This is a genomic window from Arachnia propionica (assembly GCF_900637725.1).
Lineage (GTDB): Bacteria > Actinomycetota > Actinomycetes > Propionibacteriales > Propionibacteriaceae > Arachnia > Arachnia propionica.
Genome location: NZ_LR134406.1, coordinates 598,456 through 618,721, shown reverse-complemented (window position 1 = coordinate 618,721; position 20,266 = coordinate 598,456). Strand labels below are relative to the sequence as shown.

At 65.4% G+C, this 20,266-nt stretch carries 20 protein-coding genes and 1 tRNA gene; 7 read left to right on the top strand and 14 right to left on the bottom strand.

Features of this window, described 5'->3' with window-relative positions; translation table 11 throughout:
• Positions 1-548: 548 nt before the first annotated feature.
• On the top strand, positions 549-1,925 hold the full coding sequence (locus EL272_RS02790; protein WP_061788245.1) for a ferredoxin reductase family protein: 1,377 nt from the start codon (positions 549-551) through the stop codon (positions 1,923-1,925).
• Between the two features lie 70 nt (positions 1,926-1,995).
• Here the strand turns inward: EL272_RS02790 and EL272_RS02785 are convergent, their stop codons facing one another.
• The 4 genes from EL272_RS02785 to EL272_RS02770 are packed head-to-tail and all read right to left on the bottom strand — an operon-like array spanning position 1,996 to position 4,981.
• Positions 1,996-2,439, bottom strand: coding sequence for a nuclear transport factor 2 family protein (locus EL272_RS02785; RefSeq protein WP_082793915.1), 444 nt, complete (start codon positions 2,437-2,439; stop codon positions 1,996-1,998).
• Between the two features lie 9 nt (positions 2,440-2,448).
• Positions 2,449-3,348, bottom strand: coding sequence for an alpha/beta hydrolase (locus EL272_RS02780; RefSeq protein ID WP_061788244.1), 900 nt, complete (start codon positions 3,346-3,348; stop codon positions 2,449-2,451).
• 58 nt (positions 3,349-3,406) lie between these two features.
• Positions 3,407-4,297: a LysR family transcriptional regulator gene (locus EL272_RS02775; RefSeq protein WP_014845690.1), complete on the bottom strand. Its 891-nt coding sequence runs from the start codon at positions 4,295-4,297 to the stop codon at positions 3,407-3,409.
• 39 nt (positions 4,298-4,336) lie between these two features.
• Positions 4,337-4,981 (bottom strand): histidine phosphatase family protein, encoded by a 645-nt coding sequence (locus tag EL272_RS02770; RefSeq protein WP_014845689.1) that lies wholly within the window; start codon positions 4,979-4,981, stop codon positions 4,337-4,339.
• A 99-nt stretch (positions 4,982-5,080) separates the two neighbouring features.
• Here EL272_RS02770 and EL272_RS02765 point away from each other — a divergent pair, with 99 nt between their 5' ends.
• Entirely contained in the window at positions 5,081-5,731 is a 651-nt protein-coding gene (locus EL272_RS02765) for a DNA-3-methyladenine glycosylase (RefSeq protein ID WP_061788243.1), read from the top strand.
• A 2-nt stretch (positions 5,732-5,733) separates the two neighbouring features.
• On the opposite strand, the gene EL272_RS02760 is transcribed toward EL272_RS02765, so the two are convergent.
• The 6 genes from EL272_RS02760 to EL272_RS02735 all read right to left on the bottom strand — a co-directional run bounded on the left by EL272_RS02760 (position 5,734) and on the right by EL272_RS02735 (position 11,839).
• Positions 5,734-6,369: an ABC-2 transporter permease gene (locus EL272_RS02760; RefSeq protein WP_082793914.1), complete on the bottom strand. Its 636-nt coding sequence runs from the start codon at positions 6,367-6,369 to the stop codon at positions 5,734-5,736.
• Between the two features lie 63 nt (positions 6,370-6,432).
• The gene (locus EL272_RS02755; protein ID WP_014845686.1) at positions 6,433-7,098 is read right to left on the bottom strand and encodes an ABC-2 transporter permease; all 666 of its coding nucleotides are present in this window, start codon (positions 7,096-7,098) and stop codon (positions 6,433-6,435) included.
• Complete coding sequence (locus EL272_RS02750; protein ID WP_061788241.1) at positions 7,091-7,927, bottom strand: ABC transporter ATP-binding protein; 837 nt, start codon at positions 7,925-7,927, stop codon at positions 7,091-7,093. The genes EL272_RS02755 and EL272_RS02750 overlap by 8 nt, the downstream gene beginning before the upstream one ends.
• Positions 7,924-8,307 carry a GntR family transcriptional regulator gene (locus EL272_RS02745; protein WP_014845684.1) on the bottom strand — a complete coding sequence of 128 codons (384 nt, stop codon included), beginning with the start codon at positions 8,305-8,307 and terminating at the stop codon, positions 7,924-7,926. Before EL272_RS02745 ends, EL272_RS02750 begins: the two co-directional genes overlap by 4 nt.
• A gap of 359 nt (positions 8,308-8,666) precedes the next feature.
• Positions 8,667-11,090, bottom strand: coding sequence for an ABC transporter permease (locus EL272_RS02740; RefSeq protein WP_014845683.1), 2,424 nt, complete (start codon positions 11,088-11,090; stop codon positions 8,667-8,669).
• Entirely contained in the window at positions 11,090-11,839 is a 750-nt protein-coding gene (locus EL272_RS02735) for an ABC transporter ATP-binding protein (RefSeq protein WP_014845682.1), read from the bottom strand. Before EL272_RS02735 ends, EL272_RS02740 begins: the two co-directional genes overlap by 1 nt.
• Before the next feature lie 327 nt (positions 11,840-12,166).
• Between EL272_RS02735 and EL272_RS02730 the strand changes: the two genes are divergently transcribed.
• Positions 12,167-12,856: a Crp/Fnr family transcriptional regulator gene (locus EL272_RS02730; RefSeq protein WP_041696149.1), complete on the top strand. Its 690-nt coding sequence runs from the start codon at positions 12,167-12,169 to the stop codon at positions 12,854-12,856.
• A 56-nt stretch (positions 12,857-12,912) separates the two neighbouring features.
• Here the strand turns inward: EL272_RS02730 and EL272_RS02725 are convergent, their stop codons facing one another.
• Genes EL272_RS02725 through glmU form a run of 3 tightly spaced genes read right to left on the bottom strand, consistent with a single transcriptional unit; the run spans position 12,913 to position 16,333 of the window.
• Entirely contained in the window at positions 12,913-13,863 is a 951-nt protein-coding gene (locus EL272_RS02725; protein WP_014845680.1) for an L-lactate dehydrogenase, read from the bottom strand.
• A complete protein-coding gene (locus EL272_RS02720; RefSeq protein ID WP_014845679.1) occupies positions 13,860-14,840 on the bottom strand; it encodes a ribose-phosphate diphosphokinase in 981 nt (326 codons plus the stop codon). Before EL272_RS02720 ends, EL272_RS02725 begins: the two co-directional genes overlap by 4 nt.
• Positions 14,841-14,851: 11 nt before the next feature.
• Positions 14,852-16,333 (bottom strand): bifunctional UDP-N-acetylglucosamine diphosphorylase/glucosamine-1-phosphate N-acetyltransferase GlmU, encoded by a 1,482-nt coding sequence (gene glmU / locus EL272_RS02715; RefSeq protein ID WP_061788240.1) that lies wholly within the window; start codon positions 16,331-16,333, stop codon positions 14,852-14,854.
• Positions 16,334-16,482: 149 nt separating this feature from the next.
• On the opposite strand from glmU, the gene EL272_RS02710 reads away from it, so the two are divergent.
• Positions 16,483-17,556 carry a hypothetical protein gene (locus tag EL272_RS02710; protein WP_061788239.1) on the top strand — a complete coding sequence of 358 codons (1,074 nt, stop codon included), beginning with the start codon at positions 16,483-16,485 and terminating at the stop codon, positions 17,554-17,556.
• Positions 17,557-17,623: 67 nt separating this feature from the next.
• Positions 17,624-18,694 carry a hypothetical protein gene (locus EL272_RS02705; protein WP_061788238.1) on the top strand — a complete coding sequence of 357 codons (1,071 nt, stop codon included), beginning with the start codon at positions 17,624-17,626 and terminating at the stop codon, positions 18,692-18,694.
• Here the strand turns inward: EL272_RS02705 and EL272_RS15210 are convergent.
• Positions 18,683-18,761, bottom strand: a tRNA-Gln gene (locus tag EL272_RS15210). The two genes, EL272_RS02705 and EL272_RS15210, sit on opposite strands and share 12 nt — an antisense overlap.
• A 148-nt stretch (positions 18,762-18,909) precedes the next feature.
• Between EL272_RS15210 and EL272_RS02700 the strand changes: the two genes are divergently transcribed.
• Complete coding sequence (locus EL272_RS02700) at positions 18,910-19,473, top strand: DNA-3-methyladenine glycosylase I (protein ID WP_061788237.1); 564 nt, start codon at positions 18,910-18,912, stop codon at positions 19,471-19,473.
• Positions 19,474-19,582: 109 nt separating this feature from the next.
• A complete protein-coding gene (locus tag EL272_RS02695; protein ID WP_244926136.1) occupies positions 19,583-20,221 on the top strand; it encodes a TetR/AcrR family transcriptional regulator in 639 nt (212 codons plus the stop codon).
• The last annotated feature ends 45 nt before the right edge of the window (positions 20,222-20,266 follow it).

Sequence of the window (20,266 nt, the reverse complement as noted above, 5' to 3'; positions counted from 1 at the left end):
TCACCATGGTTTCGACACGACCCACTCGCTGACGCTCGCAGGCCGGCTCAACCAACTTCAAGAAGAACAAAGCCGGTTGAGCCAGCACGTGAGCGAAGCGAACGGCTGAGTCGAAACCACTACTGACACCCGGTGAGTAGAACCCGCCCCCAAGACCCCAGACAAAGTCACCACGGTTTCGACACGACCCACTCGCTGACGCTCGCAGGCCGGCTCAACCAACTTCAAGAAGAACAAAGCCGGTTGAGCCAGCACGTGAGCGAAGCGAACGGCTGAGTCGAAACCACTACTGACACCCGGTGAGTAGAACCCGCCCCCAAGACCCCAGACAAAGTCACCACGGTTTCGACACTACCAACTCGCAGAGCGAGCAGATCGACTCAACCGGCTTTGAGAATGCGGTGCTTCGAGATCGACCGTTCGCCGGGGTGGGGCGGCTCGCACGTGTTTGGTTCGCGACGCGGAGAAGTTACACTTTCAACGACCCCTCAGGTTTTCACGGGTCCTTCAACAGCTTCTCCACAGATTCGCCGCAAGGATGTACCGGTATGACCTCACCCCGACCGCTTTCGCGCGCCGCGCAGCGGGCCCCCGCCCAGCCGCGCGGGCGGCGCCTGCGTCTCTGGCGCGCCCTGCTGGCCGGGTCGGCCTGGGTAGGCGTGGCTTTCTCGGTGGTTCTCCATTTGATCGATGGCGCCGGGCAGCGGATCACCGGGCTGCTGGGCGTGCTCGGGGCCATGGCCGGGCTGATCGCGATGAACTCGATGTTGTTCATGCTGCTGCTGGCCGCCCGGGTTCCCGTGATCGACCGGGTGCTGGGGAGGGTCAGGGCCATCCGGTGGCACCGGCTGTTGGGGAGGGTCACCGTGCTTGGGGTGCTGACCCACGTCGCCCTGATCCTCACCGGGACCGGATGGACCAATCGCGACGACCTCACCGGTGCCGTCGGTTCGCTGTGGACGGGGAACCTACCGCTGGTCTTCGCCTCCGCTGCCCTGCTGTTGTTGACGACGATCGCATCGGTGTTTGCGGTGTGCCGCGGACTGCGCCGCGAGATTCGGCACCTCCTCAACATCCTCTCCTACGTCGCCGTGCTCCTGGCGATCCCCCACATGCTCCGCCTCGACCCGGTTTTCCTGCCCAGCAGGGCACAGCGCATCTACTGGGGCTCCCTGTTGGTCTCCGTCGGCGCCTGCCTGCTCTGGTACCGGATCCTGAGTCCGCTCCTCCGTTCCTGGCGGCATCGGTTGAAGCTGGTGAACACCGTTCACCTGACCCCCGATCTCCTTCACTTGGAGTTCAGCGGCAGGCACCTCGACAAGCTGGAGACCCGGGGCGGTCAGTACTTCACCTGGCGCCTGCTCACCCCTCAGCTGTGGACCCGGACCCACCGGTTCTTCCTGTCCGCGGCACCGACGAGGGATCGGTTGCGCATCACCGTCAGGGTCACCGATGAGCACACGGCGGAACTGGCTGCCGCCCGGCCCGGCACGAGGGTCATCTTCGCCGGTCCCTACGGCGCCTTCACCGACGCCTCCCGGACCCGGAACGGCCTGGTGCTGATCGGAGCCGGGACCGATCTCGCACCGATCCGGTCGCTGCTGGAGGTCACCACGGCGCACCCGGCGGACACCGTCGTGATTCTCCGAGCATCCGGACCTGAGAACCTGGTTCTCCTCGACGAGCTCCGGGAGCTGTGTGACGATCGCGGCATCGCCCTGCACCTGATGACCGGGCCGCGCCACGAGGGCCACTGGGTGAGTCTCGGATATGCCGGCCACGATCTCGCGACGCTGGCACCGGACCTCAAGGACTCGGACGTGTTCGTGTGCGGTCCGGGTGGGTTCGTCGATTCCGTCCTGGCAGAGGCCCGCGGCCTGGGGGTCTCCCCCGAGCAGTGCCACGAGGAGAGACTCACCCGGTGAAAGCCGACCCCGGCTGCTTCATGGCAGGAAACTCGCAGGCCTGAGCGACAAAACCACAGACTCCCAGGGCTCAGGAGGCTGCGGCCTCCAGCGCCTTCGTGACGAGGTCCACCGGCCCGGTCTGCCAGACGGGGACCATGCGCATGGCCGCCACCCGCCAGTTTCCCTCACACCTGTGGAGCCGGAAGTGGTAGTCGCCTCCGAGTGTCCAGGTCTCACCCTGGAACTGGTGGGTGGCGATGAAGGATGCGGTCGCCGTCGCTTCCTCATCCGCGATCTCCACCATGTGGTTGGCGACGAGGTGCTGATGGGCGTCGAGGGCCTCGAAAGCGGGGCGCCAACCGTCGACCACCTCACCGGGGGCGCAGATCCGAGGTTCCCCGCCGAGGGTAGCGGTATAGTCCAGCAGCACCTGGCCCGCGAAGGTGCGGCGCAGACCCTCCCAATCATGATGGTCAGTGGCCCAGAACAGCTTCGTCAGTGTGGTGACGATCTCGTTTCCATCATTCATCATGCATGTTCCTCACAGGGTGTTACGGAAGTGGGAGATGGCCCGCTCGAGGCTGACGGCCACCTGGGCTGGTTGGTCGTAGAAGTCCAGCTGACCACCTTCGATCCAGGTCAGTTCCGACGGGCCTTGCAGCTGCTCGTGGAACAGTTCCGCTCCATCAGGTACGGCAGCGGCCCGGGAGTGGATCGACTGCACCGGGATGTCGATCCGGGATGCGGAACTGATGGCGTCGAAGGTCAGCCATGGTTCCCATGACATGACCGCCAGCTGCGCGTCCCATTCGGGAATGGCGCCGCGCTCCGGATCCAAGTAGTAGTCGTAGGGGCCGAACATGGCAGCCGCAGGGTTGGTGGTGGAGACCGCCGGGATGAATTCCTGCACCCCGTCGGTCTCGTAGGCGATCCGGGCGCGACGCGAGGCGGCGATCCGCTCCGCCACTCCCTCCGGACCGCCGTAATAGGGCGCCACCAGTTCAGGGTTGTGCAGCCAGGGGGCGATCATCACCAGCGACCTGACCCGCGGGTCGGTGGCGGCGTTGGCCGCCTGGTAGCCACTGGATGCGCACACCCCGACAGCCCCGATCCGGTCCGGATCCACATCGCCGCGGCCGGTCAGATGGGTGATGGCGGCGTTGATGTCGGCGATCTTGCGTTCGGGGTTCTCCCAGTCGCGTGGCTGACCCTGGCTCTGCCCGAATCCCCGGAAGTCGAACGTCAGACTACTGATCCCCGCGGCCGCGAGCCGTCGAGCGTAGAAGTCGGCCTGCTGTTCCTTGCTGGTGGTCCAGGAGCCGGTCACGACGACAACCGCCCCGTCGAAGGGTTCGGATGTTTCAACGGGGCGGTGTAGGTCGCCCACCAGGACATCGTCGCCGGAGGCGAACCGAACCCGGTTCGTGGTGTAGATGGTCATGAACGCATTCTGCGTTGGCCTTCGGAGGTCTTCCAATACTTCTTCGCATGCCCGTTCGCTATGAAAGGGCCCCATCGGCTCGCACTGCCCGGAGAGCCTCGGTGGTCACCTCACGGTCGTCGCCCGCCCTCCTGACGAGGGCCAAGCGCGCGGGCGGAAGGTCCGGAACGGGTATGAACACGACTCCCGGATGTGCGTGTACGACGGAATTTCCCAGCGAGAGCAGCACTGCCCCCAGGCCAGCAGCCACGGCCTCGAGCGCTTCGTCGGGGGTGTGCGCCACCAATGCGACCGGAGCGGGTTCGCGGCGGGCATGGCCGGCCAGCCAGAAGTCCCGTAGGTCGCCGGCCTGCTCCGGCAGGGCGATGAGCGACAGGGTTACGATCTCCGCGAAACCCAGCGATGATCTGTCCGCCAACTCGTGTCCTTCGGGGACCGCCAGCACGATCGGTTCCTCAGCGACCACCACATGCTCCATGTCATCGGCGACCACGACGGGCAACCACACAAAACCGATGTCGGTCTGTCCGGACCGCACACCCGCAGACGGGTCCTCCCAGGAGATCTGACGCAGTTCGATCCGCCACCCGGGACAGGACTGGCCCAGCCGATTGATGAGACGCCGTACCAGACCACGCCCGATTCCAGTCTGCTGCCCCACGAGCAGAACCGATCGCGACTCCGAGTCGAGACGAAGCATCTCCCCGTGGCACAGCGCCCAGTCAGCCAGCATCCGCCGAGCGTGCTCCAGTAGAACCTCTCCGGCCGGGGTTGGCCGAACGTGCCGGGGCTCGCGTTCGAGGAGCCGGACACGCAGGTCGCGTTCCAGTTTCGCCACCTGCCGCGAGAGCACCGGCTGCGACACGAACAGGCGCTCCGCGGCCCGGCTGAACCCACCTTCCTCCACGACCGCGACGAAATAACGCAGATCCCGGCTGTGGAAGTCCATTCCCCGCGCTCCAAAACCTAAAGGGGCCACGGGCGTCGGTCAGATGCTCTCCGGCGGGGTCACCCGCGCCCCGAGATCATTTATGAACTCCACCTGCGGGCCCTGTTTTGTGACCATGAAGGAGGTCATGGACGCCGGCGCGAGGTTGAGGCGCCGCGCGGGGAGCAGGTCGATCCCGAGCACCAGCGAGATGCAACTCATGATCGGACCCCAGTGGGTGACCACCACCGTGGTGCCGCTGAATCCCATGAATTTCTCGAATGCGGGACGCACCCGGGTGTGCAGGTCGACGTGGGATTCGCCGCCGGGCACCCGGAAGGTCTCGTCACCCCAGAACCGGAGGAGTTCGTCGGGTTTCTCGCCGCGCAGTTCGTCGCCGGTGAGGCCGTCCCACTCCCCGAAGGCAAGTTCGTCCCAGACCCGTCTGGGGGTGACCCCGGTCCCGAACAACTCGGCCACGGGAGCGGCGGTTTCCTTGGCGCGTCTCAGGGACGACGACACCACGCGCACCTCCGGCGCGTCCCCGATGAAGGCCCCGACGCGGGCTGCGAGGTCACGGGCCTGGGCGTGCCCCTCGGCGTTGAGCGCCGGGTCGGCTCCGCCGCGCCCGTCCCACCGACCAGAAGCGGTGAAATCGGTGACACCATGCCTGCAAAGAACAACGCGACTTCCAGTCAGCAGCATGAACAGAAGGCTAGTGGCCGCGGCGCCCTGCTGCCAGCAGCCGCTCCGACAGATGGAATGGTCGGCCAGTCGCGAAACGCGCAAGGGCACAATGCCCCCATGGACCTGCCCGGTTTCACACGCGCCTCCCGCGACTGGTTCCGTCGCCCCGTCCTGGAGCTCGCACCGCTGCTGCTCGGCTGTGCGCTGGCCCGGACCACCGGTGACGGCACCGTCGCGGTCCGCATCACGGAGGTGGAGGCCTACGCCGGGACCGTCGACCCCGGGTCGCACGCCTTCCGGGGCCGCACCGCCCGCAACGCCACCATGTTCGGGGAGCCCGGGCACCTGTACTGCTATTTAAGTTACGGGATGCACCACAACCTCAACGTGGTGTGCGACGAGGCAGGTGTCCCGACCGGTTGCCTGCTGCGAGCGGGCGAGGTCATCGAGGGCGCGGCCCTGGCGCGCAGCCGGCGGACGGTGAGGCCCCGTTCGACTCCCCTGCCGGAGCATCACCTGGCCCGCGGCCCCGGGAACCTGGGGCAGGCGCTCGGGTCGTCGCGCGAAACCGACGGCGCCGACCTGATGGGCGAGGAGTGGTCGTGGTGGCTGCCCGATGATCCGCCCGGTGAGTGGTCGACGGGCCCCCGGGTGGGGGTTTCGGGCCCGGGCGGTGACGGCGAACGCCACCCGTGGCGCTTCTGGCTGCCCGGCGAACCCAGCGTCTCCGCCTACCGCCCGGGAACCTCCGGACGTCGTTCCGGCTGAAATCAGTGGTCCTGTCGTTGGTAGACACGGATGGCCACCAGCAGCGACACCGCCCAGGCCACCAAACCGGCGACCAGCAGCAGCCACGGCCACCCCGCCAGGACCCACCCGGGCAGCGGGGACATCAGCTGTCCCAGCAGGTAGATCCCCACGCCCGCGACCACCGCGACAACGACCAACACGGCCACCCCTCTGGCATCCGTGAAACGAATCAGAACAGGCACCATGACCGCGAAAACGACGAGCATGATTCCCACCGCCGCCGACGCCGCTGCCCACCAGTCACCGCCGGCCCTCATCCCCAGGATTTCCCCGAGAAGCAGCACCGGAACCAACACGATCTCGGCAGCCAGCAGGTAGGCCAGTGACACCAGGTAGTGCGAGATCATCACCGTCCTGCGCCGCAGGGGCAGGGTGTCGTACAGCAGATCGGCATCTTCCAATCCGTCGAGGCCGAGCTTTCCATAGAAAGCGGACGTCGTCGTCATGACCGCAATCATGGCGATGACGAACACCAAGCCCATCAGCCCTTTTAAAATACCGAAGAAAACCCAGATCAAGACCCCTATCGCCACAAGAAACAGGGAATCCAATATACGTTGTATATCCAACCTGATTGCGTTTTTAAGTTCACGCATTTCCCTCTCCTTTCACGCTAACAGACGGCAGTACTGTGACGAACCCACACACGATCCCATCGATCAGTGATCCTGTCGCTCATAGATGCGGATGGACACCAGAAGCGACACGACATATGCCGCCAGACCTGCCGCCAGCAGCGCCCACAGCCCTTCAAGAGGCAGCCATCCGGTCAGCAGCGGGGGTGGCGCACCCGGGAAAGCCGCGTGCCCCATCGCATCGACCCCGAGCGCGGTGACCGCCAGAATGGAGAAGATGACGATTCCCCCGTTCCTGCCCCCGAATCTGACGATGAGAGGAGCTGCGATCGCGAAACCGAAAAGAGCCGCGACCAGCGACACCAGCACCGCGACCGGCCAGTCGGCTCCGACGTTCACCCCGGCCATCGGCATGGCCAGCATCATCGCCGCCACTGCGATCTCGAAAAGGAAGGACAGGACCAGCAGGACCAGGTAGCCCGAGATAATCACCGTTCGGCGCCGCAGCGGCAGGATGTCGTAGAGAATATCCGCCCCCTCCACTCTCCCGACCTGAAACAGCACAAGCATCAGCACAACAAGGAAAAGGGAAAGAAGAGGGACAGAGATCGAGAAGGACTGTCTCCCCTCGCCCAGCATCCCGAGCAGAAGACCGGGAATGACCCAAAAGAATGCCATGAGCCCCCCGAGGAGGAAAACCCCGCGCAGATGATCCAGGTCGATCCTCAACATGGATCCGAGTTCACGCATCTTTCCGCTCTTTCGTGAGGTGCACCAGCAGGTCCTCGACGGACGGGGTATCCGCCACGACGCCGGTGCCGCACAGCCCCAGATCGGCCGCCGCGATCAGCCCCTCCCACCCGGCGGAATGCTGTCTGAGACCGCGGATCCGGGCGCGCAGCTCGCCGGTGAGATCGGCGGCACCGCCGCGAACCATCGCCCACGCCTCGAGTAGGTCGTCCCGGGCACCGGATGCGATCACCCTGCCCGCGTCGAGGATGGTGACCAGGTCGGCTATGCGATCCAGGTCCGTGGTGATGTGGGTGGAGAACAAGACGGAGTGCCGTTCGTCGGTCATGAACTCCGACAGCTTGTCCAGCAGTTCGCCGCGGGCCAGGGGATCGAGGCCGCTGGTCGGTTCGTCGAGCACCAGAAGTTCGGCCCGGTGCGCCAACGCGACCGCCACCTGCACCTTCATACCCATGCCCCGGGAGAACTCTCGCACCTTCAGCCGCTGCGAGACCCCCGCCCACTCGCACAGTTCGTCGAAGACCCGCTGATCCCAGCCAGGATAGAACGGACCGAGCAGCCGGGAGAGATCGCGAACACGCCAGGTGGCCTGCCAGCACGGCTGGTCCAGAACCACGCCGACACGGGTCTTGTCGATCAGGTGCACCGACCCGTTCCCGGGGAGCACCGCCCCGAGGGCGATCTTGATGGCCGTGGTCTTGCCCGCCCCGTTGGCCCCGACCAAACCCATCACATAGCCGCGAGGCACGCTCAGATCCAAGGGACCGAGGCGGAACTCCTTGTACTCCTTGGTGATCCCCTTCAGCGCGAGGAGATTGTCGCTGGTCATGCGTCCTCCCTTTGAGTGAGAGCGAGTTCGAGGATGGAGCGGATCTCGTCGTCGTCGACATCGGCCAGCCGGGCCACGGCCACACCGTTCGCAAAGTGGGTCTCCACCTCGCGGAGCACCTGCTCGCGAACGAGTTCGGCATCGCGCGGCAGGACGAAGTACCCCTTTCCGGGCACGTTGGCCACGAGCCCGCCAGCCACCAGTTCCGCATAGGCGCGGGTGGTGGTGATGACGGAGACCCTCAGGTCGCGGGCGAGGGCCCGGATGGAGGGAAGCGCCTCCCCCTCGGAGACCTCGCCGCGCAGGATCGCCGCCTTGATCTGATCCTCGATCTGGACGTAGATCGGGATCCCCGCGGTGTTCGACAACACGACATCCACCACACCCTCCCTTCTGTATATATACAGCATATACAGTAAGTACGGTGGGTGCAAGTGCAGAACGAGACCAGCTGCCGTTTCAGTGGGTACGGACTACCGGTGGAACAGGGCCCGATGAAGGACCGGGAGCAGGCCGAGGCGAGAGACAGCTCCAATGCCAACGCAATGCTCCGCGCGGGGTTGTAGCCGAGCCCGGCGTCCCACTACCAGTCTTCGTCCTCACACACCAGGTCGTAGCTGGCCTTGGAATGCGAGATCGAGCGTTAAGAGGCCGACGACCGGTCCCGTAACGGCCGAGTGGCTGATGCCGATCCCGCGGGATTCAGCATCAGCCACTCGGGCTTCCCGGCAAGCGGACGCTACTCGGCCGCGAGGGCCTCCGTCGGGGTGGCGTTCGCCGCGCGCCTGCCGGGCAGCACCGACGCGAGGGCCGCCGCGACCACACAGACCAGGATCAGACCACCCGTGTAGAGCATGTCGACGGAGAACACCGCCTGGGGCCGGGAGGTTTCGTCCAACATGCCGAGCGACGTGACCACGCCCAGCCAGCCGAAGAACGAACCGGCCGCGACACCCATCACGATGCCCACCACGGCCAGCAGCATCGCCTCGGCCAGCAGCATCAACCGGAGCGACCTGCGCTGCATGCCGAGGGCCCGCAGCAGCGCCGACTCGCGTTGCCGCTCGATCACCGACAGACCGAGGGTGTTGCCGACACCGACCAGGGCGATCACCACGGCGACACCGAGCAGCGCGGTCAGCACCATGAGGAGCACGTTCACGATTTGCTCCAGCATCCCGGCCATGGTGGCGCCGCCACCGATATCGACCTCAGAGGACAGGGGAGAAATCACCTTCATCACCTGGTTCAGAGCGGTGCTGGAGGTCCGATCAGTCAACTTGACCCAGGCCTCCCGGATCTCGCTCTGCCCGGGCAGTTTCTCGAAGGTCGACTCGGAAACCGCCGCCGCGTCATAGCGAACCGACTTCGAGGAGCGCACCTCCACCTGTCCCGCGCCCGGCAGGTCCACCCGGTCGGGCAGCCTTTCCGCGGTTTCCGGACTGACCAGGATCACCCCGTCCGGGGCGTTCATCCGGTCCGGGAGACCGAGCTCGGCGCGGGCGGCGTTCACGTTGCGGACGGAGAACTTCCTGCGGCCAAGTTCGACCTGTTTGCTGGAGATCTCCACCACCTTCGCTACCCCATCGTTCCTGCGGAGTTCCTCCACCACACCGGATTTGAGGGGACCGTCATAGTCCCGCACGCTGACATCCACCGGGTAGCGCTGGTTGATCTCGGAAAGGGCCGAGGTGCGCATGGTGGAAACGGCCACCTGGAGCGTGACCACTAGCCCCACCGCGAGCATCAGGGCCACCGCCGTGGCCGAGGCGCGACGGGGATTCCTGACGGAGTTGCTGGTGGCCAGCTTGACCGTGGAACCCATGAATCCCAGGAGCCACCCGAACAGGCGCAGCAGCACCGGCACGTAGAACGGCGCCGCCAGCAGGATCGCCAGGGAGAGGAAACCGCCGCCGCCAATGGCCCAGAGCAACCCGATGGCCGGGTTGACGAAGGCCTGGAAGACCAAGCCACCCCCCAGGAGCAGGAACAGACAGCAGAACACCCCACGGGTGATGCTCAACCGTTTGACCCGGGCGGCGCTGGGCACCACCTGCAGGGCCTCGAGGGGGCTGACCCGGGTGGCTGCCAGCGACGGGCCGATCATCGAGAACACGGTTATCAGCACACCGGCGAGAACGGCGATCCCCAGTTCACCGAGCGGGAACACCAGGCCCCAGTAGATGGCGCCCGTCCAGATACCCGCCACTGCTGCGACACCGGCCCCGATGCCCACGCCGATCAGCGAACCGACGAGCCCCAGCAGAACGGCCTCCGCGAAGAGCCTTCCTGCGACCTGACCCGTCGACGCGCCGACGGCCCGCAACAGACCGATCTGGCGTCGGCGTTGGGTGATGAGGATCGTGAAGGTGTTGGCGATGATGATCGTGCCGACGACCGCGGAGATCGCGGCGAATCCCAGCAGGAGGTTGCGGAAGACGTCGAACCCACCCGTGAGCTGCTTCATCTGATCGTTACGGTAGTCGTCCGCGGTCCTGACCTTGAAGTTGTCCGATCCGAACGGTTCGAGGGCCCGTTTGATGGATGCGATGGCCGCAGCCTTGTCCTGGGCCTTGACGACCCACTTGGATGCCTGCCGGTCCGGCCCGAGACCGGTGACGTAGGAGTTCGTCGAGTAGAGCGAGGGCGCGTCGTTGGTGATGCCGACGACCCGATAACTGCCGCTCCGCTCATCCTTCGAGAAGCCCATGGTGACCTTGTCCCCGACCTTCACGTGGAGTTTCTCCGCCCCCGCCTTGGACAGGGTGATCTCTTCTTCCTTGGAAGGCCAGGAACCCTCGGCGAGGGAGGCCCAGCGGAACTCGGCCGAGGGCAGCACGATCGCGTTGCTGTAAACCGAGAAGTTCTCGTGGGTCAGCGGGAAGAGCGCCACCATGGAGGTCTCCGCCTGCGTCACCCCGGAGGCCCCCTGAATGGCCTTGAGCACCTCGTCCGGTTTGATCTGCTCATTCGCACTGACCTGCTCGACCACCACGTCGGACTTCGAGACCGCGATCGCCCCGGAACGCGTCATCGAGTTCTCCTCGGTGCGCACCCCGATCATGATCGCCGAGATGAATCCGACGCTGATTGCGACGGCGAGCAACGTCGCGACGAACCGGCCCGGGTGCAGCCGGATCTCGTTGATTGCGTCTCGTAGCATCACGCCCCCAGACGACCGAGGCTGGCGAGCATGATCTCGGCAGAGGGCCGGGCCACGTCGTCGACGATGCTCCCATCGGAGAGCACCAAGGCCCGGTCAGCATATCCCGCGGCCTTCGGGTCGTGGGTGACCATGATGATGGTCTGCCCCTGTTCACGGGAGCATCGCTGCAGGTACTGCAGGAGGGCGGTGCCCGTGCGGGAATCGAGGGCACCCGTCGGTTCGTCGGCGAATATCACCTGCGGGCGCGTGACCAGTGCCCGCGCGATCGCGACCCTTTGCTGCTGACCCCCGGAGAGCTGGCTCGGGCGGTGGGTGAGGCGTTCGGCGAGCCCCAGGGAGTCGACGATCTCCCTGAACACCTCGCGATTCGGTTTGCGGCCCGCCAGTTCCAGCGGCAGCAGGATGTTCTGCTCCGCCGTGAGGGTGGGAAGCAAGTTGAAGGACTGGAACACGAAGCCGATCTTGTCCCGCCGGATTTTGGTGACCTGCCGCTCGGGCAGCCGGGACAGATCCTGATCGCCCACCCAGGCCGATCCGCTGGTGGCACGGTCCAGTCCGGCCATGCAGTGCATCAAAGTCGATTTTCCGGAGCCGGACGGTCCCATGATGGCCGTGAACGATCCGGCCTCGATGGCGAGGGTCACGTTGTTGACGGCGACTACGGGCCGGGACCCACCCTCCCCGAACACCTTCGTCAAATTCTGGGCACCACAGGCGGGGGCCACTGCGGGTGGAGCGATGCTCACTTCGGTACCTTCCTTGATTCTTGAACTGACAATCTCAAACTATCCTTCCCCCGCGAGCAGGGGATCGTCCCGAGGAATGCAGTTCGCGGGCCTCCTCCAGACCACGGTGCCACGGTCCCCCGGAGGCCGGCTAGGGGTACTACCCTGATCCCGGTGACGAGGCCGATGACACTCGCCGGCAAAACCTCTGATGTGAACAAAACATCAATCACACACTCCCGGGCAGGGGTGCATAATCACCTTTGCCCTGCCACGGTTTTGCATTTTGGACCCGGATACAGTTAACTAACGGGAAAATCACTAGTTAACCGGGGTTAAGATCTGATCATGACCAGTGCCACCCACCTCGTAGGCACCCGCTGGGAGCACATCGCGCGGCGATCCGTGGAGAATATCGCCGGCTGTCCCATGCCGGGTTGGAACCTCTGCGCAGCCTCCTCCATCGTGATGGAGATCGATTCCGGGCAACCAATGCCCAACGGGAACCAGCCCATGATGTGGTTGGTGCTGAACGGAACCATCACCTCCATGGTCACCATCAAGGGCAAATCCCACATCGCCAGTTACATGCAGCAGGGGGATATCTTCCTCAACACAAACCCCCGCGAGTTCAGCGAGATGTTGGGACTCCCCACGAACCACCAGATCATGGATTCCCCGCTCGCCCTCTCCCGCAAGCGCGCATTGGCGAAAGAGAATTCAATCATCGTCGGCACCCCGATCCGGCTCCTCTCCGCCCTGGCGAAACGCCATCCGGAGTGGTACCGCTTCACCACCGCGGCCCTGCTGCGTCTGGTGGCCTACCACACGCACCGCGAGTACCAGTTCCTGACCATGAGCACCGAGGAACGCTACCTCGCCTTCCTGCAGGAATATCCCCGCCTGGCGGCGCGGATGTCGCAGCGCGAGGTGGCCCAGTATCTCGGCCTGACCCCCGTGGGCCTGAACCGCGTGGTCTCCCGGTTGCGCCAGCGCGGGGCAATTCCCCGGCCGGCGTCACGGGAACACACTGCCTGATCACACCGCCCGCCCCGCCGGTCAGGCACCGGCCAGGGACGGACGGATTCAGGATCTCAGAACCCCAGCGAGTTCAGCGTGTAACGGATGGCGTCGGCGGATTCGTGCATGCAACCGAGTTCACCGTCGGTCAGGGGCTGCCTCAGGGTGTGACCGGCGCCCTGGCGGTCGACGATGGTGGGAACGGAAAGGCAGACATCCTTGATGCCGTACCAGTCCTCCACGAGACTCGAGACCGGGAGCACTCGGTGTTCGTCACGCAGCACCGATTCGATGATCCGGGTGGCGGCCAGCCCGATGGCGTAGTTGGTGGCGCCCTTTCCCGCGATCACCTCGTAGGCGGCGTTCACCACCTGGTCCGCGATCGAGTCGCGGGTGGATTCGTCCAGCTTCCCGGTCTGGCGTTCCCAGTCCAGCAGCGGGACACCACCAATGGTGGCGGCGCTCCACAGCGGGATCTCGGAGTCGCCGTGCTCACCCGCGATGTAGGCGTGCACGTTCACCACCGCGACCTCGCAGGCCTCGGCGACGAGATACCGCAGCCGGGAGGAGTCCAGCACCGTGCCGGAGCCGAACAGCTGGTTGCGAGGCAGGCCGCTGATCTTCAGCGCCGCGTAGGTGGTGACGTCCACCGGGTTGGTCACCATGAGGAAAATCGCCTCCGGGGAACGCTCCACAAGCGGGGGAATCACCTTCTTCATCAGGTTCACGGTGGAGGCCGCGAGATCCATCCGGGTTTCCCCTGGTTTCTGTTTCGCGCCCGCGGTGATCACGACCACGTCGGAACCCCGGGTGATCTCGGGATCCTCCGATCCCTCGACCCTCGCCTGCGGCATGAACTGGCTGCCGTGGGCCAGGTCGAGGGCCTCGGCCCGCACCTTCGCAGCGTTGATGTCGTGCAGCACGACGTGCCGGGCAACCCCCCGGATCAGGCTGGCGTATGCCAGCGAGGAACCCACCGCCCCGGCGCCAATGATTGACAGCTTGTTGACCCCACGAACACTCATTTGTATGCCTGTCCTCCAAACAGAGAAGTCACCGATCCGTCGCGGAAAACGGCGTTGATGGCCCTCGCGATCAGCGGGGCTATCGACAGCACCGTCAGATTGTCGATTGGCTCGGCGGTCCGGATCGGCAGCGTGTTCGTCACGATTATCTCCGCCATGCCCGACTTGTTCAGCCGCTCCACCGCAGGCCCCGAGAAAACGGCGTGGGTGGCGGCGCAGATGACCTTGCTGGCTCCCCGCTCCTGCAGCGCGAGCGCCGCCTGGGTGATGGTTCCAGCAGTGTCGATCATGTCGTCGACGAGAATGCAGGTCCTACCCCGCACATCGCCGACCACTTCATGCACTGCGACCGTGTTGGCCGTCTCATGGTCGCGGCGCTTGTGGATGATCGCTAGCGGACATCCGAGTTCGTCGGTCCACATGTCGGCCAGCCGGACCCGTCCCGCATCGGGCGAGACGACGCACATCTCGGAGGTGTCGTAGTGCTCCCGGACGTAGTCGCTCAGCACCGGCAGTCCCCAGAGGTGATCCACCGGGCCGTCGAAGAACCCCTGAATCTGCGAGGCGTGGAGATCAACCGACATGATCCGATCGGCCCCCGCGGCCTTGTAGAGGTCGGCCACCAGCCGGGCCGAGATGGGTTCCCGCCCGAGGTGTTTCTTGTCCTGGCGCGCATACGGGTAGAAGGGCGCGACCACGGTGATGCGTTTCGCGGAGGCCCGTTTCAGGGCGTCCACCATGATCAGCTGCTCCATGATCCATTCGTTCACGGGTGCGGTGTGGGACTGGATCACGAAGGCGTCGCAGCCGCGCACCGACTCCTCGAAACGCACGTAGATCTCCGAGTTGGCGTAGGCGAGGGCACGGGTGGGAACCAGATTCGTCTCGAGCGTGGCCGCGATCTCCTCGGCCAGCTCCGGGAAGGCCCTGCCCGAGAAGAGCATCAGGTGCTTGTTGTTCGCAGTCTCGTTCCTCATGCGGAGTCGCTTCATTCCTTCTTCTTGGCCCTCGACTCGGCGACTGCGGGATGGACGTTTCCGTCGCTCTCGGCCGCGGCCCGCGCGGCCTTCGATCCCGGCCGGCGCCTGACCAGCCAGTCGTCGACGTTGCGCTGCCGCCCCCTGGCAACGGCGAGCCCACCTGTAGGGACGTCGTCGGTGACCGCCGACCCGGCTGCCACGAAGGCCCCGTCGGAGATGTCAACGGGAGCCACCAGCACGGAATTCGACCCGATGAAGGCCGAGTTCCCAACATGGGTGGTGGACTTGTTCACGCCGTCGTAGTTGGCGAAGATCGTGCCCGCCCCGATGTTTGCCCCATCGCCGATGATCGCATCACCGACGTAGCTGAGGTGCGGAACCTTCGATCCCTCCCCGATGACCGCGTTCTTGGTCTCGACGAAGGCACCGATCTTCCCGCCAGGGCCGAGCTGGGTTCCGGGACGCAGGTAGGAGAACGGACCCACGTTGGCCCCGTCGCCGATGATCGCAAAGGACCCGTGGGAACGGATCACAGTGGCGTTCTCCCCCACCTCGACGTCCTGGAGGGTGGTGTCCGGGCCGATGACCGCCCCGGGGGCGATGGTGGTCGCACCCTGAAGGATCACACCGGGCATCAGGGTGACGTCCTGGCTGAGGTCGACATCGACATCGACCCACGTGTTTCGCGGGTCGATGACGGTCACACCCTCCCGCATCCAGCGTTCCAGGATGCGGCGGTTCAGTTCCTGACTCATCCGGGCCAGCTGGACGCGGTCGTTGACGCCCTCGGTCTGCCACACGTCCTCGGTGATCAGCGCACCGACGGGACGATCGAGGTCGTGGGCGTAGCGGAGGATGTCGGTGAGATACTGCTCACCCTGCGCGTTGTCGGTGCTCAACTGCGCCAGGCCGTCACGCAGGACCGCAGCATCGAAGACATAGATGCCGGAGTTGATCTCGCGGATCAGAAGCTGCTCGTCGGATGCGTCCCGGTGCTCGACGATTCCGGTGACCTTTCCGCCGGTGCGCACGATCCGGCCGTAGCCCGCTGGATCCTCCACCTCCGCAGTCAGCACCGTGACGGCGTTGCTCTCGGCCCGGTGGATGGAGACGAGCTTGCGGAGGGTCTTGCCCGTGAGCAGTGGCACATCACCGTAGGTGACGACCACCTCCCCCTCGAGGTCCGGCAGCTGCCCCAGCCCGCAGGCGACCGCATGACCGGTTCCCAATTGCTGTTCCTGAACCGCAGTGGTCACGTTCTGGCTGAGCGACTCGAGATGTTCCAGGACCTCGACGCGCTGGTGCCCCACCACGACCACGAGGTGATGCGGGTTGAGTGCAGCGGCCGCCGAGACGGCGTAGCTGAGCATCGACTTGCCACACAGCTCGTGCAGCAGTTTGGAGCGACGCGATTTCATTCGTGTCCCACCGCCGGCGGCCAGGACGATGACCGCTGCGACGGGAGCCAGATCGCTGTCAGGGATGGTCAAGGCGGTTTCCTTCCCTTGGTTCGCCGGGGCCTCCCCGGACTCACGGTATGAAACTACCAGCCGCGGGCCCTGCTGGCCTACCACTACGCCGACCCGATCCGCCGAAACGGTCAGGTCCGCTGACCTGCTGCGTCGATATCCTGAGGTTCATGGTGAGATTCGACACGGCACCCTTGGTATCGCCACTCACCCCTCAGGAAATCAAAACCCTGAAGCAGCGCCGCAGACGCGGCGATTTCGGTTCCCCGGCATCTCCCTGGGTCAAGGTGGGAGGTGTCATCGTGTTCGTGCTCATGTTCGGGACCACGGCCCCAAAAATCTGGGAGGCCCTGGTGAACATGGATTCGCACGAAAACCTGATGTGGCTCCTGTGGCTGTTGCCCATCTTGGTCATCTTTGCCGTTCTCCTCCTAGGGCTCTGGGCATACCTACGACAGCAGCGATTCTGGTTGTTGCTCGCCCGTTTCGCCGACGCCAACGGGATGCGGCTCGGGATTCGCTCGGCGGAGCCCCAGTACCCCGGGCTGCTCTTCAACGAAGGGCGTTCCAGGGCCTCGACCCTCCACCTGTTTTCCCCGACCGGGGTGCTGGCCGACGTCGGCGGCTACGAGTACGTCACCGGCAGCGGCAGGAACAGGACCACCCATCACTGGCGTTTCGCCGCGTTCCGGCTGCCGCATCCCGTCCCGCACCTGCTGCTCGACGCCAAAGCGAACAACATGTGGAAGCTGACCAACCTCCCCAAGGCCTTCGCGTCCTCGCAGCGCATCAGTCTGGGGGAACCCTTCGACAGCCACTACCAGCTCTACGCCCCCGAAGGCTACGGCCGCGACGCCTTCCAGCTGCTGCCACCCAACGTCATGGAAGCGCTGCTGAACGCACCCGCCGTCTACGACATCGAAATGGTCGACGACTGGCTGTTCTGCTACACCCAATCCCAGCAGGACCTGACGAACCCGGCCACCTGGCGCCTGCTGGAGACCATCGCGAACGGCGTACTGGGTTCACTCACCCCGGTCGTCAACCGCTACTCCGACTCACGCCTGCCGGGGCAGGAGACCGCACCCGCCGCGTACGGCCCGGGAACCCCGGCGCCGGTGGCACCGCTGGGCAGGCGCCTACGGAGCGGGGCGAGCCTGGGGGTGATCCTCCTGGTCATCGGGTTGATCGGGCTCATCGGGTTTTTCCTGTTCGTCCAGATGACCTACATGCTCGCCAGGTAGCGGCGGGTCCGGCTCGGGCGGGAGCCGCCCTTATCACGTGAGCCTTCAGCTGATTAGTCTGAGGTTCATGGTGAGATTCAACACGAACTCCCTGACGACGCCCCTCACTCCACAGGAATTGCGGATCCTGAAACAGCGCCGCAGACGCGGCGAGTTCGGATCCCGCGGGTCGCTTGCATGGCTTCCCGTGCTCATCTTCGTGGTCATCTCCGTCGCGGTCGCCGCCAGCTTCCTGATCACCACCAGCAACTTGCACTTCACCGACACCTCGGGGCGTCTCCTACACTTCAAGCTCGCCTTCTACGCCGTCCCCGTCGTGGTCGTCTTCATTTCCGCCGCCGCCCTCCTGAGATCCCGCCGGCGCAGGAAGGACTGGGCCCTACTGGCACGTTTCGCCGATGCCAACGGGATGCGGCTCGGAATCCGCTCAGCCAATCCCAACTATCCGGGGCTGCTGTTTGGCAAGGGGCGTTCCCGGGCTTCCACCCACCACCTGTTCTCCCCGACCGGGGTGCTGGCCGATGCCGGCGGCTACGAATACACCACAGGTTCGGGCGACAACAGCACCACCCACCGCTGGTGCTTCGCCGCGTTCCGGCTGCCGCATCCCGTCCCGCACCTGCTGCTCGACGCCAAGGCGAACAACGGCGTTTGGGGAACAAACCTGCCGGAAACCTTCGCGTCCTCGCAGCGCATCAGTCTGGGGGAACCCTTCGACAGCCACTACCAGCTCTACGCCCCCGAAGGCTACGGCCGCGACGCCTTCCAGCTGCTGCCGCCCAACGTCATGGAGGCGCTGCTGAACGCACCCGCCGTCTACGACATCGAAATGGTCGACTACTGGCTGTTCTGCTACACCCAATCCCAGCAGGACCTGACGAACCCGGCCACCTGGCGCCTGCTGGAGACCATCGCGAACGGTGTACTGGGTTCGCTCGCCCCGGTGGTCGGCCGCTACAGCGATTCACGCGCGCTGGCCGGAGCTGCCGGGAACGCCGGCTACGGGCCGGGAATCCCCGTTCAGGTCGCCCCACAGGGCAAACGGCTGCGGCGCGGGGTGAACATCTCGGCCTTCATCGGGCTCGCCATCTTCCTGGCCTACATGATCCTGACCAGGCTCCTGAGGCTCCCCGGGTAGGAGTCGAACCTACTTCGCTAGTCCTGATTCAAAGTCAGGCGGGCCCTGCCGGAAGACCAACCGGGGAACGACCCGTAACCCGGGCCGGTTGACAAGTCTAACGGAAAGAACCGTTCGCTGGGTTTTCCACAATTCCGCGTCGGCGTCGCGTCTTCAGAGGATCCGGCGCCGGGGCGTCCATGATTGCTGTTGAAGGATCGATCCGAGGAGGAGCCATGGAGCGTTGTTTCGGGACGGGGGATCCGCTGTACGAGCACTACCACGACACCGAGTGGGGACGCCCCCTCCCCGATGACCCGGAGGAGTCGCTGCTGCTCGAGCGGCTGGTGCTGGAGGGTTTCCAATCGGGGTTGAACTGGATCATGATCCTGCGCAAACGCGAGGCGTTCCGGGTGGCCTTCGCGGGTTTCGACCCGGAAACAGTGGCGGGTTTCGGTGAGGAGGACGTCGCCCGCCTGATGGCGGACTCCGGGATCATCCGCAACGAGAGGAAGATCCGGGCGGCCATCGCGAACGCCAAGGCGCTGGTCGCCCTGCACGTCGCGGGCGGGCGTTTGGCGGACATCTTCACTGAACACGCCCCCTCCCCTGCGCTGACCCCGCCCGAGAGCCGCGACGAGATACCCACCCGGACCCCGGGAAGCGAGGCCCTCAGCCACCGGTTGAAGAACCTGGGGTTTCGTTTCGTAGGTCCGGTGACGCTTTATTCCACCATGCAGGCCATCGGGTTGGTCAACGATCATCTCGCATCGTGCTGGGTACGTGAGACGGAGGCATGAACACCGGTTGCCCCGGGAGCTTCCTTGTTTGGGTATCGCCCCGCGGATGCGGGAGACTGGAATCATGCCAACGCCCGCCAGTACCCGCGCTCGTCGTTCGCGAGTGCGCCTGAGTTCGGCGGAACGGCGCGAGCAGTTGCTCACCATCTCCCGGGAGGTGTTCGCGGAGCGGGGTTTCGAGGGCACATCCGTGGAGGAGATCGCCGCCCGGGCCGGGGTATCGAAACCCGTTGTCTACGAGCACTTCGGGGGCAAGGACGGCGCCTATCAGGCGGTGGTGGAACGGGAGACCACCACGTTGCACGCGGAGATCCGGGCTGCCCTGAACAACCCCGGCGCTGGCCCCCGGGAAACCCTTGAGCGCGGCGCCCTGGCTCTCCTCGATTACATCGACCGCTGCCCGGACGGTTTCCGCATCCTCTCGCGCGACTCGTCGCTGGCGAACCCCACCGGCTCCTTCGCCTCCATCCTCAGCGAGATCGCCATCCAGGTGGAAGAGATCCTGGGCGCCGAGTTCGCCCGCCTGGGTCACGACCCGCGATACGCGCACCTGTACGCCCAGGCCCTGGTGGGGTTGGTGGCCATGACAGGCCAGCAGTGGCTGGACGACCGCGAACCGGAACGGCTGGTGGTGGCCCGGCACCTGATCAATTTGGCCTGGAACGGAATGGCCAACCTGAAGGCCGAACCCAGGCTCCTCGTCGAGCTCAAGGACGGGCGGCAAGCCCATCTCCCACCCTCCGGATGAACGCCCCCGGAAGCGAATGAACTGGGCGGGTGGGAGACTTCTCGT